Annotated in this window: 14 protein-coding genes; 3 read left to right on the plus strand and 11 right to left on the minus strand. The window is 54.2% G+C overall.

Annotated features, from left to right (window positions below; all coding sequences use genetic code 11):
• Position 1 precedes the first annotated feature (1 nt).
• Together JJB07_RS15630 and JJB07_RS15635 are read right to left on the minus strand one after the other, a co-directional pair.
• Complete coding sequence (locus JJB07_RS15630) at positions 2-1,081, minus strand: electron transfer flavoprotein subunit alpha/FixB family protein (protein WP_201636654.1); 1,080 nt, start codon at positions 1,079-1,081, stop codon at positions 2-4.
• 3 nt (positions 1,082-1,084) lie between these two features.
• Entirely contained in the window at positions 1,085-1,933 is an 849-nt protein-coding gene (locus tag JJB07_RS15635) for an electron transfer flavoprotein subunit beta/FixA family protein (RefSeq protein ID WP_201636656.1), read from the minus strand.
• 235 nt (positions 1,934-2,168) lie between these two features.
• Here JJB07_RS15635 and JJB07_RS15640 point away from each other — a divergent pair, with 235 nt between their 5' ends.
• Positions 2,169-3,452, plus strand: coding sequence for a helix-turn-helix domain-containing protein (locus JJB07_RS15640; protein ID WP_201636657.1), 1,284 nt, complete (start codon positions 2,169-2,171; stop codon positions 3,450-3,452).
• 1 nt (position 3,453) lies between these two features.
• Positions 3,454-3,579 (plus strand): hypothetical protein, encoded by a 126-nt coding sequence (locus JJB07_RS24255; protein WP_283809135.1) that lies wholly within the window; start codon positions 3,454-3,456, stop codon positions 3,577-3,579.
• Positions 3,580-3,656: 77 nt separating this feature from the next.
• Here JJB07_RS24255 and JJB07_RS15645 read toward each other — a convergent pair whose 3' ends face one another.
• The 7 genes from JJB07_RS15645 to JJB07_RS15675 form a co-directional block, all read right to left on the minus strand.
• Entirely contained in the window at positions 3,657-3,899 is a 243-nt protein-coding gene (locus tag JJB07_RS15645) for a hypothetical protein (protein ID WP_201636659.1), read from the minus strand.
• Positions 3,900-3,921: 22 nt separating this feature from the next.
• A complete protein-coding gene (locus tag JJB07_RS15650; protein ID WP_201636661.1) occupies positions 3,922-4,818 on the minus strand; it encodes a DMT family transporter in 897 nt (298 codons plus the stop codon).
• Positions 4,819-4,899: 81 nt separating this feature from the next.
• The gene (locus JJB07_RS15655; RefSeq protein ID WP_201636663.1) at positions 4,900-5,295 is read right to left on the minus strand and encodes a hypothetical protein; all 396 of its coding nucleotides are present in this window, start codon (positions 5,293-5,295) and stop codon (positions 4,900-4,902) included.
• 100 nt (positions 5,296-5,395) lie between these two features.
• Positions 5,396-6,154 (minus strand): alpha/beta fold hydrolase, encoded by a 759-nt coding sequence (locus JJB07_RS15660; RefSeq protein WP_236588156.1) that lies wholly within the window; start codon positions 6,152-6,154, stop codon positions 5,396-5,398.
• Positions 6,155-6,193: 39 nt separating this feature from the next.
• A complete protein-coding gene (locus tag JJB07_RS15665) occupies positions 6,194-8,317 on the minus strand; it encodes a sensor domain-containing diguanylate cyclase (protein WP_236588157.1) in 2,124 nt (707 codons plus the stop codon).
• Positions 8,318-8,519: 202 nt separating this feature from the next.
• Entirely contained in the window at positions 8,520-8,693 is a 174-nt protein-coding gene (locus JJB07_RS15670) for a hypothetical protein (protein ID WP_201636669.1), read from the minus strand.
• A 75-nt stretch (positions 8,694-8,768) separates the two neighbouring features.
• On the minus strand, positions 8,769-10,421 hold the full coding sequence (locus tag JJB07_RS15675) for a peptide ABC transporter substrate-binding protein (protein WP_201636671.1): 1,653 nt from the start codon (positions 10,419-10,421) through the stop codon (positions 8,769-8,771).
• A gap of 230 nt (positions 10,422-10,651) precedes the next feature.
• Between JJB07_RS15675 and JJB07_RS15680 the strand changes: the two genes are divergently transcribed.
• Positions 10,652-10,861 (plus strand): hypothetical protein, encoded by a 210-nt coding sequence (locus JJB07_RS15680; protein ID WP_201636673.1) that lies wholly within the window; start codon positions 10,652-10,654, stop codon positions 10,859-10,861.
• Between the two features lie 55 nt (positions 10,862-10,916).
• Here the strand turns inward: JJB07_RS15680 and JJB07_RS15685 are convergent, their stop codons facing one another.
• The gene (locus JJB07_RS15685) at positions 10,917-12,569 is read right to left on the minus strand and encodes a peptide ABC transporter substrate-binding protein (protein ID WP_201636675.1); all 1,653 of its coding nucleotides are present in this window, start codon (positions 12,567-12,569) and stop codon (positions 10,917-10,919) included.
• A 176-nt stretch (positions 12,570-12,745) separates the two neighbouring features.
• A complete protein-coding gene (gene pcrA, locus JJB07_RS15690; RefSeq protein ID WP_201636677.1) occupies positions 12,746-14,872 on the minus strand; it encodes a DNA helicase PcrA in 2,127 nt (708 codons plus the stop codon).
• Between the last annotated feature and the right edge of the window lie 99 nt (positions 14,873-14,971).

Raw genomic sequence — 14,971 nt, forward strand, 5'->3', positions numbered from 1 at the left:
TCTAGTTCCTCCCCTCGACAGTCACTTTGGCCGCGTTCGCCCGCTTTTGGCGGACCGCTTCCGTGATCGCCGGGACGATTTGGAACAGATCACCGACGATGCCGTACTTCGCGAATTTAAAAATCGGTGCGTTCGCGTCTCGATTGATCGCCACGATCAGGTCGGAATTCTGCATGCCCACCGTATGTTGCACCGCTCCTGAAATCCCGATGGCGAAGTACAGTTTCGGACGCACGGTGTACCCTGTCTGCCCCACTTGGTGGTCATGCCCGATCCAGCCCGCATCGACCGCTGCACGAGACGCCCCGACGACACCGCCCAAGGCATCGGCGAGCTCTTGCAGCAATTTGAACGGCTCAGGCCCGCCAAGACCGCGTCCTCCCGCCACGATGATCTCCGCTTCCTCCAAATTGAACGTCTCCGCCGCTTCGATGAAATTCAAAACCTGCGCCGCAATCTCGTTCTCCGCCATCTGGTTTGGCACCGCGATGATCTTGCCTTGACGGGTCGTATCGCGCGGCAACGCTTCAAAAACGCCGCTGCGCGCCGTCGCCATCTGCGGCCGGTACTGTTTGCAAAGGATGGTCGCGAGCATTTTTTCCGAAAACGCCGGACGTGACGCCAGCAGCAATCGGCTTGGATGCGGTTCGACGTCGAGGATGGTGCAGTCGGCCGTCAGACCGGTCGGCAGATGCGTGGCAATCGCGCCCGCCAAGTCACGCCCCGTCGCAGTCGCGCCGAACAGCACGATCTCCGGTTTCACATCTTCAATCGTCTGCAAGCAAACTCGGGAGTACGGTCGTGTGCGGTACTCCTGAAGCTCCGGTGCGTCGCAATAATAGACGCGGTCGGCTCCATAAGAAACGGCTTCCTCTGCCAGCGGGTAGATGTTGTGACCCAATACCATCGCAATCAAATCCGTGTCCAATTTGTCGGCGAGCTTACGTCCTTCGCCGAGCAGTTGCCACGAAACGTTCTTGGCAACACCGGCCCGCTGCTCGATGACGATCATCACGCCTCGATACGCCGACCAGTCCGGCATGTCGGGTGCTTGTGGTTTCTGTGCCTTGTCCTCTGCCATGACTTATACCTCCTCTTCCGCCGTCCAGCCAAAACGCTGGGGCAAGTCCGTTTGCCACAGTTTTTCTAAAAGCGCCGTCGCCGTGCCCGCCGACGTCTCCGCTGTGAGCATCTCGGTGTCCACTTGTTTCTGCTCCGGCACCCATGTCTTCGAAACGATGGTCGGCGAGCCTTTCAACCCGATTTTGGCGCGTTCGAGACCCGGGAAGTCGGCCGTCGTCCAGATCACCGGCTTGTATGTAGCTGCGCGAAGCATCCCCGGCATCGGCGCTCGGCGTACTTTGTTCATTTCCTTGAGAGCTGTGATCAACACCGGCATCGAAGTCTGCACGACTTCCACGCCGTCCTCCAAGAGACGATGGACGGTGATCCGAGAGTTCTCCTCGTCGATGGCTTCCACTTTGTACACGTAGGTCAACTGCTCCAAGTCGAGACGGCAGGCGATGCCCGGCCCGACTTGACCGGTGTCGCCGTCGAGCGTCTGCTTGCCGCAGAACACGATGTCGACCGGGCCGAACGTCTCCGCCACTTTGGCGATCGTCATGCCCAGCACGTAAGAGGTGGCCAGCGTGTCGGCGCCGGCAAACCCGCGGTCGGTGACGAGCACCGCTTCATCAGCCCCAAGCGAAATGCACTGTTTGAGCGATTTCTCCGCCGGCGGCGGACCCATGCAGACGACGGTGATCTTGGCTCCGTGTTGTTCTTTGATGCGCAGTGCTTCTTCCAAACCGTGCATGTCGTAAAAATTGGCAATCGCCGGCACCCCTTGGCGAATGAGCGTGTTCGTCTTGGGGTCGATGCGAATCTCCCGGCTGTCGGGAACTTGTTTGACACAAACCACGATGTGCAACATGTGATGCCCCCTCACTCTCTACCTGTCCTACTTCGATTTTTATGAGAAGATCGTCCCAAACATTCGCACACAAAACCTGACATGAATATTTTACAAACACGTATAGACAACAGTCACACTACATTGTCACGAAGTTTTTTTATTATAGATAAATTAATTAAATTTCCATCTATCGCCTTTATAGCTTGTGCCTATATAATGGGCTCAGAAGAGTTTGAGTATTGGAGGACATGCCATGCTTTCTCTGGGCCAGAAGATCCGCCAGCGACGCTTGGAGAAGAAGATGACCCAAGGCCAGTTGGCAGAAGGATTGGTCAGCGCCAGTGCAATCTCCCAGATTGAATCTGACAAAATCAATCCTTCCTACAAACTGCTGTGTCAGATTGCCGATCGATTGGGCGTGCAACTTGACTATTTTTTAGACACCCAAGAGCGGGAGTCGTATCTTGAGCAGACGACCTCTCACAAGTTGGCAAAAACGTTCCTTTTGGCAGATGAGCCGCAGAACGCTGTACCGATCTTGGAAATGCTCCTCCAATCCCAGCAAGACAACCTCGATGTGATGTTGGACCTTGCCACTTGCTACACCAAGCTCAATTCTTCCCAAGAAGCGATTGAACTGTTGGAGACCGTTATGCACCAAGCGTTGCGTCAGGAAGACAAAGTGACCTACGTGAAAGCGATGAAGATGCTGGGCGGCCTGTTTTACACCCGCAACAACATCACCCTGGCGAAACACTACTGGCAGAAGTCGTTCGAAGCGCTCCAAGAAATCGAAGTCGTGGACAAATTCTTGCAAGCGGAAGTGATGACCAACTTAGCGTTGGTCTACAACCACATCGGGGAGTTTGACCGTTCCTTGGAACTGTATGAAACCTCCCAGAACTTGCTCGAAGGTTCGACGAACCTCCATCATCTGGCCGCGAACTACATGGGACTTGGGAATTCGTACTTCGGCAAGAAAGAATACCGTCTCGCCGAGGACTATTGCCAACAAGCGATTACCATCTACAAAAACTTGAATCAAGTTCGCCAGTCGATCTTAATCAAGGAAAACTTCGGCATCCTGCTTAGCGAACGCGGCGACAACGAAGGGGCACTTCAAACGTTATTGGAATGCCTGCAAGAATACACGGAGCACGGCTTTGACAGTCAGACGTCCAACACGCATGCCGAGATTGCCAAACTCTTGATTCAGATGAACTCTCTGGACGAAGCGGAAGCACATCTCGAACGAGCCAAACAACTTTGCGAACCGGACACCGTCTACCACGCGCAATGCTACTACGTGAATTCCTTGCTTCTTGCTGCACGAGGAGACTTGCACGCTGCCGTTCCCGAAGCCAGACGTGCCCTCGACATGTACTATTCCGTCGAGGCCCTGCAAGACTACAACAGAACCAGCCTACATCTTAGCGATTTGTACAAACAGTTGGACGACTACAAGTCCTCCACCGAAGTGCTAGAAGAAACGCAAATCGCTATGCAAAAATATCTACGAAAAAAGGGGATGTTCTAACATGAAAAAATTCTTCGCCCTCACTCTGCTCGCTGCTCTCGTACTCGGTTTGTCGTTGCCGGCAACTGTCAAAACGCAAGCGATCTGGAACGAACATGAGCCGATGGTCATCACCAACGCTCTGTAAGTCCGTCACCCATTCTCCATTTGTAACAAAAAAGCATGCACACCTCCTCACGGAGTGGTGCATGCTTTTTTACTTGCTCATGAGACCGAGCGGCGAAGATGTTCTTCTTGCACGTCGCCTTCCAGACGGGCGATTGTCATCTCGCGGTGGGCTTGTTCTTGCTGTTCCATGTGAACGCGCATCCCGTAATCGGTCCACGTGTAATGCGGCACATACGGCCCCATCGAATAACCCAGATTGGCCGAACCCAGCGCCTCCAAACAAGCCAAGAGAAACGCCGCAATCCCCGTCACGACCTTGCGCAACCATCCACGCAACATCCTCTCACCTCCCGCTGACAGTCTACGCGCGTTCGTCCCGCCGTAGAAGCAAGCGTCCGGCGCGGGAGAAGGAATACACGCCGAGGATCACCAACAGACAGCCGATGAGTTGCATCCACGACAAGCGCTCCCCCAACAGGAGATACGCCAGTACCGCCGTGAACACCGGATTGAAATTCAAGAACATCCCGGCCGCCGTACCGCCGAGTTTTTGCACCCCGATGTTCCAGAGCACCATCGCCGCTACGGTGGAGAGCAAGCCGCTGTAGAGCAGCGACCACCAGAACACGGCGTTCGGTTCGTGGATCGTGAAATTCCCCACGTTAAACGGCAAGAGCATCAGCAAGCCGAACAGCCCGGAGTAGAGCGTGGACATCATCGGCGACACATGGCGCATCGCCCATTTGCCGAAGACGGAATACAGCCCCCACATCGTGACGGCGGCAAGCATCCAGAGGTCGCCGGCGTTGAATTTCATGTGCAGCAACCGCCCGAGATCGCCGCCCGACAACACGACCAGCACTCCGCAAAGCGAGAGCAGCATGGAGAGTCCCTGCAACCAGTGGAGCCGTTCCCGCAGAAGCAAGTACGAGAACAGCGCGATCGACACCGGGTTCAACGTGGAAAGCAATCCGACGTTGGTCGCCGTCGTGCGCTCCAACGCCCAGAACATAAACAGATAGAACAGCACGACGCCCGTCAGCCCCATCAGCACAAGCGGCAAGATCGCCTTGCGCGGGGGCAGGAGCTTGCGTTCACGCCAGTAGACGAGCGGGAATAGACAGAGAACCGCCACGAGAAACCGCAAAAACGTAAGCGTCATCGAGGAGGCATGTCCGACGAGAAACTTGCTCACGACAAAATTGCCGCCCCAGAGAAAACTCGTGAAGAGCAGGAGAAACGAATAGAGAGATCGCATCGAAAAAACCTTTCCTTCTAGCTTCTAGTTTGTTTCTATCTCCGAAAGAATCTCTCTTATCGTACCATACACCCTGCTTCTTCACAGCTTGATTTTTTCAAACCATATGGAGGACAACGCCAGCTCCCAGATCGCGTCCTCGCCTTGTTGCTCGGCGTACCAGGCCCGGTTGCGCGGGAAGCTCGGCAACCCTACACGCTCTTCGACGAGCAACCACGGGTTGGGAATCCCTCCACGGCAGAGCGCACGTCGAGCGCTCACCAGACAGCTCTCCGCGCCCTCACACGCTTGAAATTTGCGGGTATACGGGGAGAGTTCGCCAAACGCAAACAGCAGCAATCGCGACGCTCCCTTGCGCCATTCGACAACCCGCTCATCCTCCGCCATGATTCCGCTTCTCTCCAACCGCTTTCCGTGGGCAATCGCTTCTTGCAACAACTCCAGCACTTGCCTCTCCATCTGTTTGCGAATCGGCATCTCTCACACCCGCCCCGTTCGTTCATCCACCCCTCCAACATATGCGCGCCCCGCCCGCAAATAGAAGAGAGCTGCCCTCCGAGGAGGACAGCTCTCTTTTTTAGACAGTCACGGTTTGGAACAGTTTCTCAAGTTCAGCCGTCACGAGTTGCGGTTGCTCGACCTGCGGGACGTGGGCCGCTTCTTCGAGAATCAAGAGTTCGGCACCCTCGACGTGGGCGGCGATGTATTCCCCGACCGGCACTTTGGTCACGCCGTCGTGACGACCCCAGATCACGTGCGTGGGGACCCGAATCTCACAGAGAGAGTCACGGAAGTTCATCCGCTCCGTCACATCGGCGAGGTCTTCGTAGCGGCGGCGTCCTTCTAAATTCTGGCGCTTGCTCTCTTCGGTCTGCACAGCGGCAAATCGCTCCGGTTGGTAGAACACCGCTTGGTCGAACTCGTCCTTCGTGATGTCGGTCGGAATTCGCTCCCGATCCGGGCCGAGGAACACGCCGGCCGTACAGAGCAAGGCGAGACCCGCCACTCGTTCGGGAGCGGTGAGGGTCGCCTCGATGGAGATCCGTCCGCCGAGCGAGTTACCGATCCAGACCGCCTTGTCCACTCCGCGAGCGTCGAGCACGCCGGTCATCACCTCGACGTACTGACTCAAGGAAGTGATCTCCGCCGGCCATTTGTCCCCTACAAAACCGGGAATGTCGACGGAGATCATCCGTCCGTACTTTTTTAGATACCGCATCTGGTAGGCCCACATCCTGGCCGTACCGCCGACGCCGTGCAGGAAGAGCGCCGTCAGCGGACCTTCTCCTTCAATCTCATAGACCGAGACCGGAATCCCGAGCACTTTGACTTTCATCCGTTTCACTTTCGGTACACGCTTCCTCTCTCGCAACATTCACACTATTTGTTTTCCTGAATAACTGCGACGCGCCGTGTCGATGCGTTCCAACAACACCGGCTCTTCGTCCGCGCTGCCAAGCGTCACCACCGTCAGATCGATTGCGACGTGCCCGACATGGTGGAAGGAATGCTTGGCGAACGCTTCGTGAATCCGTTTCGAGATGATCCCGAGATCGCACTCGGGGATGCCTTTGACGACGACGAGAAACTCATCGTCCATATAGCGGCAGATCAAGTCATCTCCGCGCATCGTGTTCTTCAAGAGATAGGACACGTCGATCAGCACACGGTTGCCGACTTCGAAACCGTACTGATCGTTGATCGTCCGCATGCCCAGGATGTCGACCAAGAGGAAATGCATGGGAAAGTGGGTCTGGTTCTCACAGAGCGAGCGCAGTTTGCGGCGCAGGTAGTGAATCGTGTGCAGTCCGGTCAACGCATCGACGAACAAACGCTGGTCGAACTCCGAACTGTACACCGCTACCCGGTTGCGCCCCATCTCCTTGGCTCCCCAGTACAGCGACTGGTCAGCCTTCTCCAACAGATCGCTCGGCGACAGCGCATCATGCTCTTGCAAATGAGCGATGCCGACCGATATCGTGATGTTCTTGACCGTGTGTTCTTGGTAGACGAACTGATGGTCTTGGATCTTCCGACGGACTTCCTCTCCGAGTTCATAAGCTTGTGTCATCGTCATCCGACCGATTGCCACAAACTCCTCGCCGCCGTAACGGGCGAGCAAGACACCATGTTGTACACAGACCGACTTGGCGATCATCGCGACTTGGCGCAACACCTCATCGCCGACAATATGCCCATAGATATCATTATACTTCTTAAAATAGTCGATATCAAAGATGATCAAGCATAAGTCTTCTCCGGTGGTCTTCGCCTGTTGGAACTGACAGTCCAATTGCTCGTAAAAATATTGGTAGTTGTACAACCCCGTCAACTGGTTGATGATCGCGGCCCGCTCCAATTCTTCATAGATATGGTTGCGGTCGAGAATGATCGAGACTTGGTTTGCCAAAAAACCCAACTGCTTCTGATGATCTTGCTTAAAGCCAAACGAGTGCGGCTTTCCCATGCAGATGACGCCGAACACTTCCGTCTTGCCCACCAGCGGCACGAGGATGTAGGAGCGTGCCTCCCAGTCCGGGAACAATTCGAGACTCCCTTTGACCTTGGGCACGGAGATGACGTTGCGCTCTCGAATCGCTCGTTCCAGCAACTCGTGACGGACGTTCTCCACCAGTACCTCGTCGCGGTCGTCCAAGCCTTGGTACGACCCGTCCGGGAGTTTCTTGAGCAGCATCACTTGTCGTGCGTCGGTGAGGTCATGCGCGATGTGAAACGTTTTCTGGTAGATCGTCGAGAGGTCTTTCGCCATGCTCAACTGAATGCAGGCGTAGTTGACGCGGTTCGACCACTGCAAGTGGGAGACGGTGCGGATGACGCTGGTAACGGCCGCCACAGGCACCGCGATCACCAGCAACGTATACGCGCCCAGGTGCCGCTCCAACAGGTCCCCGAGCATCGCCAGCGGAAACACCGCGAGATAGATGAACGATTCCCACATCACCGCGTTCAAACCCGTACGAATCGAAAAGTGCCTCTGTCGCAAAAACAAATTCACGTGAATGATCAGATGATTGAAGACAAAAAACACAATCCCGACGATGAACAGCTTCACAACCTTCGAGCCATACTCCATGTTGTTCGCCAGAAGCACCGGCTCTACGAGCGAGTACGCGAGATACCCCGCCATCAGACAGATCACTTTCAACGCCGGATTGGTGAAGATCGCCATCTTGCGCGACTTGTGGGCCAACAACAGCGTCCCCACCAACTCACCCAAGAAATTCACCCACAGCGCCGTCGCGATGTCATACGTCATCACGAAGTAGAACGTAAACACCAACTCCAGCGAAATCAACATCGAAGGCAACGTGACCGGAAACACGACCGACAGAGCCATCAAAGCTGTGCCGAACAGATAGAGAAGCCAGCTGTTCGCCGTGAGATGGAACGGATGCTGCAACAGAACAATCAGACCCGCCGTGATCAGGACCACCTCAAACAGATACCCCATGCGGTACCACGCCTTGGCTTTTACCATTCTCACTCTCACCCCGTCCTCTTCGAGCGAACGTTTTTCCTACCTTTATGTAAGTTCTCTGACAGTTAGAACGTTTCGACGAAGGAAATGATTCTCAGGTACTATTCTACATTTCGATTTCCGAAACCTGTTAAAATCAGGGAACTTCTGAAATAATTTGACTCAACCGAAACATTTAAGTCGCAGAAAGGCACCCTTGAGTTTAGGGTGCCTTTTTTTCATACTCCTCTGCAACTTCCCAACCTTCATACGCTTCGACAACGCCCGGGCGCATCTCTTTCATAAACGAGAGCGCTTCTTCGACCGAGTCGCAATCGGTAACGCGCGCCTTCTGGACGGAACCGTCCTTCATCTTCAACGATACTTTTACTACCAATGCCTCACACCTCCGACTCCAGTATACAAAAAAAGAAACCCTCGCGCTTGGCGGAGGGTTTCTTTTCGGTGAAAATTAGTTCTTGCCTTCGATAGAAACGCCCTTGAGGTCGGACGACGGAGCGGAAACGTGGGTGACCCAGCCTTTGACGTACGGCTTGGTGAGAACCGCAGATGCGCGGAAGAAGATCGGGCCAACCGGCATATCTTCCATGAGGATTTTCTCAGCGTCGTACATCGACTGCATGCGCTTCTTCGGATCAGCTTCCTTCTGCGCGGAGTGGATGAGATCATCGTATTTCGCGTTGGAGTAGCCGTTTTCGTTGAAGTCGCCGCCGGTAACCCACATGTCGAGGAAGGTCATCGGGTCGTTGTAGTCTGCACCCCACAGGGAAACGACGATATCGTAGTCACGGTCGGTGGTGCGCTTCAGGCGCAGTTTGAACGGAACGTTCTCGACTTCGACGTCGATGCCGAGGTTTTGGCGCCATTGTTCTTTGATGAACTCGGACGCTTTCTTGGAGACGTCACCATCGTCAGACAGCATCTTGGTAGCCGGGAACGAGGTCATGCCGAGTTCTTTCAGGCCTTCTGCGAGCAGGTCTTTCGCTTTCGCAGCGTTTTCTTTGCGCTTGATCAGGTCGCCGTTGTCAGCGCGGAAGTCGCCGCCGTTGCCGTTGGAGGTGCCGGTCGGAACGAAGCCGGTCGCGCCTTTGGTACCGTTGTGGTACACGATGTCAGCGTATTGGTCGCCGTCTACCGCGTAGGTCAGCGCTTTGCGGACTTTTGCGTTGGTGAAGAGTTTGTTTTTCTCGTTATATTGGAAGTAACCGTTGGTCAACTCCGGCACGGTGCCGAATTCTTTGGAGTCTTTGTAACGGTCGATTTGATCGCGAACGAGGGCGATACGGTCGAGTTGACCCGCTTGGTACAGGTTTTCCAGTGCGCCGGAATCCTTGACGACTTGGTAGTTCGCCTTGGTCAGCTTGACGGAGCCTTTGTCCCAGTAGTTGTCGTTTTTCTCGAGGGTTGCGGATTGCTCATGCACCCAAGAGGTCATTTTGAACGGCCCGTTGAACAGAACTTTGTCTGCGTCGCCGCCGTACTTGTCAGCTTTGCTTTCGACGAATTCCTTCTTCTGCGGGTAGAAGAGCGGGAAGGACATTTGTTCTGCGAAGAACGGAACCGGATGCTCAAGGGTTACGACGAGGGTCTTGTCATCCTTCGCTTTTACGCCGACTTCGTCAGCGGTGCCTTTGCCTTGGTTGTAAGCGTCGCCGCCTTTGACCCATGCGAGCATGAATGCGTATTGGGATGCGGTTTTCGGATCGAGGGTGCGCTTCCACGCGTACTCGAAGTCTTTCGCGGTTACGTTGGTGCCGTCCGACCATTTCGAGTCGTCACGCAGGTTGAAGGTGTAGGTCAGGCCGTCGTCGGAGACTTTCCAGTCTTTCGCAACGCCCGGTACTGCTTTACCCGATTTATCAAGACGGGTCAGGCCTTCCATAACTTGACCCAGCATGTTGAATGCAATGTTGTCAGTAGCTTTGGAGGAGTCCAGAGACGGGATCTCGTCAGCGAGAGCCAGGTTGATCTCTTGAGCTTCTGCCGCTTTGGTGCTGTCACCGGTGTTCGTGCTTGCCTTGTCATCGGAGCCGCAACCTACCAGCGCTACGCTGGAGAGCATGGTTACTGCTACGCCAATACCCAACCACTTCTTTGCTTTCATCTTTAATCGAACCCCCTAAAAATTGTCTCTTTTCTGTTTTTTGCGACTATTTCGTCTACAACGACAATATAGCATGGACAAGCGGGTAAATCAACCCTTTAAAAAAAGATGAAACCCTGTAAGTGCTGAGTGAAATATCCACTCAAAGTGATCTTCTACCAACACTTTACGTCACAAAGTTGTAAAATAGAACGTTTCGAGACACACTACAGGCAAAGGAGGTTTTGCGGATGGATTGGATGCAGGACTTGGAGCAGCGCCTACAGGACCGAGAGTTGTTTCAGCTCTCCATCGACGGGCAGATCTACACCGTGGATGCCCGCGGGTCTCAGATCACCTTCACAAACGAACACGGACGCACCGAGACGTTCTCGACGCCCGATCACTTGCAGACCGCCTTGCAGTCTTGGTACGAGAACCCGGTCATCGTCATGATCTAGCAAAAAAAAAGCCGCCCGCATGAGCTGCGGGCGACTTTTTGTGTGAACCAAGGAATTACTTGCCTTGGATGTAGGTTTCTTTGAGTTCGTAGTCCGGACCGTATACGCGCGGCAGGAAGTCTTTGACGTACGGCTTGATAACGAATGCACGCGCACGGAAGTACAGCGGGCCGATCGGCATTTCCTTCATCAGGAGCTTCTCTGCATCGTACAGGTAGGACATACGTTTTTTCGGGTCGCCCTCTGCCTTGCCTTTCTTGATCAGGTCGTCATAGGACGCGTTGCTCCATTGCGGATCGTTGAAGGAACCGCCGGTGACGAACATGTCGAGGAAGGTCATCGGGTCGTTGTAGTCAGCGCCCCACAGGGAAACGACCATGTCGAAGTCATGCGAGTGGGAACGTTGCAGACGCAGTTTGTACGGAACGGTCTCGATCTCGACATCGATGCCGAGGTTTTGACGCCATTGTTCCTTGAGGAACTCGGTCGATTTCTTACCGACGTCACCGTCGTCGGAGAGCAACTTGAGTTTCGGGAACTCGGACAGGCCGGCTTCTTTGAGACCGTCTGCGAGCAGTTGTTTTGCTTTGGATTTGTTTTCTTTGCGGTTGATCAAGTCGCCGACGTCCTTGGTGAAGTCGCCGCCTTGGCCGTTGGAGATCCCCTTCGGGGTGTAGCCGGTAGCGCCAACGGTACCGTTGTGGTAAACAACGTCCGCGTATTGGTCGCCGTCAACTGCATAGGTCAGTGCTTGGCGAATCTTGGTGTTTTGCAGAGCCGGGATTTTTTGGTTGTATTGGATGTAACCGGTGGTTAGCTCCGGTTGGATGCCGTATTCCGGTTTGTCCTTGTAGTTGTCAACTTGGTCGCGAACGAGGCCGGTACGATCGAGTTGGCCGGATTCGTACAGGTTGAGCGCCGCGTTGGAGTCTTTGACAACTTGGAAGTTGACTTTTTTCAGCTTAACTTTGGAAGCATCCCAGTAGGTTTCGTTTTTCTCGATGGTTGCCGATTGCTCGTGAACCCAACCGGTCATCTTGAACGGACCGTTGGAGAGGACTTTGTCAGCGTCAGCGCCGTTTTTGTCGCCGGCTGCGGTTACGAACTTCTCGTTTTGTGCGAAGAAGATCGGGAACGCCATCTGTTCTGCGAAGAACGGAACCGGGTTCTCCAAGTTGACGACGAGGGTCTTGTCGTCGGTCGCTTTTACGCCGACTTCGTCAGCAGTGCCCTTGCCTTGGTTGAAAGCGTCTCCGCCTTTGACCCAAGCAACCATGAATGCGTACTCGGCTGCCGTTTTCGGGTCGAGGGTGCGCTTCCAGGAATATTCGAAGTCCTTCGCGGTGACCGGGTCGCCGTTGGACCATTTCAGACCGTCGCGGATATGGAAGGTGTAGGTTTTGGAGTCCGGGGAAACTTCCCACTTCTCAGCAAGAGCCGGTTGTGCTTTGCCGTCTTTGTCCAGACGGGTCAGACCTTCGTTGATGTTTGCAAACAGGGTGAAGGAATACGTATTGGTCGCCTTGGACAAGTCCATGGTCGGGATTTCATCGCCGAGTGCGAGGTTGAGTTCTTGGGTAGCATCCGCTTGACCGTCTTTGGTCGAGGAGCCGTTGGAAGAAGAGTCGCTGCTACCGCAACCTACGAGTGCAACAGAAGCCAGCATGGTGAGTGCAAGACCCACGTTCAGCCAGTTTTTAGATTTCATGGAAAAGTTCCCCCTTTTCGATATAGAACGTAACAGACACGTAATCTCTCTGTAATTTTTCTGCAATATTTGACTACGATCAAACTATATCAGTTACAGAGTGTTTTGACAATACTCTTTTTTAGAAAAATTTCAAAGGGCAAAAAAAGCCCAGCCGAGGCTGGGCTTCGTTCTGTCTATGCTTTTTTCAACCTCGTGAAGCGCGGCAAGACCTTGCGTTCGCCGATCTTGACGTGGAACATGATCGTGAGTTCGAGCGTCTCTTCGGCCCCCCGTTTGTCGAGGATGATCCCCTGTCCAAACTGCGGGTGGGTCACATAGTTGCCGACTTTCCATTCCGCATCCGGCACGTCGTTGGTTCCGAGAATCGTCTCTTTGAAATCCTCGGGAATCTCATCGAGGAACCGCGACGGATCGTTGCGCGACGTGTTGCCGAACAATGTCCGCTCCGAGCAGTACGACATGTGGAGTCTCTCCTTGGCACGGGTAATCCCGACATACGCCAAGTTGCGCTCCTCTTCGATGCCCGCCGGCGAATCCATCGACCGCATATGCGGGAAGATCGTCTCTTCACAGCCGACGATGAAGACCGTTGGGAATTCCAGCCCTTTGGAGGCGTGCAAGGACATCATCATCACCGCGTCTTCCGTTTCGTTCTTGTCCTTGTCATTATCGGAGAGCAAGGAAACTTCGGCGAGGAAGTCCGCAACGGAACCTCTGCGACGGCGGTCGAACGACTTAGTGATCGAGAACATCTCTTCGATGTTCTCCAGACGCATCTGGTCCTCTTCCTTGTTGGAGATGGCGTACATCTGGCGGTAGTTGGTTTTCTCCAGCACTTCTTCGAGATACTCCGACACCGACAATCCCTCTTGGCAGAGATGCAGGTACTTCATCATATCGTAGAATTCTTTGCAGGTTTGCGCGGTTTTCTCCGGCAGACCGTTGTCTTCCGGCCGACCCATCGCATCGAGCAGGGTCAGGTCTTCGTCGTGCGCAAAATTCAAGAGCTTCTGAACCGTCCCGTTGCCGATGGAACGCTTCGGTGTATTAATGATACGAAGCAACGAAATCTCGTCCTCCATATTGGTCAAACACTTCAAATACGCCATGATGTCCTTGATCTCACGACGGTCGTAGAACGTATAGCCGCCGAGGATCTTGTAGGGAATCGGCACTTGTAAAAACGCTTCCTCGATCACGCGGGACATCGCATTGGCACGGTACAGGACGGTACAGTCGCTGTACTTGCCGCGGTTGGCCACATGGTTTTGGACTTGTTGGACGATGTATTGCGCCTCGTCCTCTTGGTCGAGCGCTTGGTAGATCGCGATCTTGTCCCCTTGGCCCTTGGCAGACCAGAGCGCTTTGTCCTTGCGGTTCTGGTTGTGGCGGATGACGGCGTTGGCTGCGTCGAGAATCGTGGACGTCGAGCGATAGTTCTGCTCCAATTTGATAATCGTCGCTTCCGGGTAGTCCTTCTCAAAGTTCAAGATGTTCGAGATGTCCGCCCCGCGCCATGCGTAGATCGCTTGGTCCCCGTCCCCGACGACGCAGAGATTGCGGTACTTGGAGGCCAGCAGTTTGACCATTTTGTATTGCGCGCGGTTCGTATCTTGGTATTCGTCGACATGGATGTAGACGAACTTGTCCTGATACGTCTCCAACACGTCCGGCTGGGTCTCGAACAATTCGACCGTTTTCATGATCAAATCGTCGAAGTCCATCGCGTTGCAGTCTTGGAGTTTGCGTTGGTAGACGCGGTACACTTGCGACGCCGCGATGTCCTGCAGACGGCTGCCTGCAATTTTGGCGAAGTCGTCCGGCGTTTGAAGTTCGTTTTTCGCAGCGGAGATTCTCCATTGAATTTGGTTGGGGTCAAATTTCTTGATGTCGAGGTTCAAGTCGAGCATCGATTGCTTGATCGCAGACACTTGGTCGTCCGGGTCGAGAATCGTAAATGAGTTTTTGTAACCAATCCGCTCGGCTTCTCTGCGGAGGATGCGCACGCACATCGAGTGGAACGTGGACATCCACAAGTCTTCCGCTTTGTCGCCGACCAGTTTTTGAATCCGCTCGTTCATCTCTTTGGCGGCCTTGTTCGTGAAGGTGATCGCCAAGATGTTAAAAGGTGCGACACCGCGCTCATGCATCAGATACGCGATGCGGCGCGTCATGACACTGGTCTTGCCGGAGCCGGCCCCTGCCAAGATCAATAGCGGGCCTTCCGTAGTCTCGACGGCAAGTTTTTGCTCAGGATTCAATCCCTTAACGATCGAAGCTGCCGAGGTAAGTTGGCTCATGAATGTACAACCTCCGTCACTAGTTGAAAATCGTCTCTTAATTGTAACGGAAGCACGGAGAGAGTCAACTTCGGTCACGCTCCTTCTGACCGCCTCTGA

The sequence above is a fragment of the Tumebacillus amylolyticus genome (assembly GCF_016722965.1).
Lineage (GTDB): Bacteria > Bacillota > Bacilli > Tumebacillales > Tumebacillaceae > Tumebacillus > Tumebacillus amylolyticus.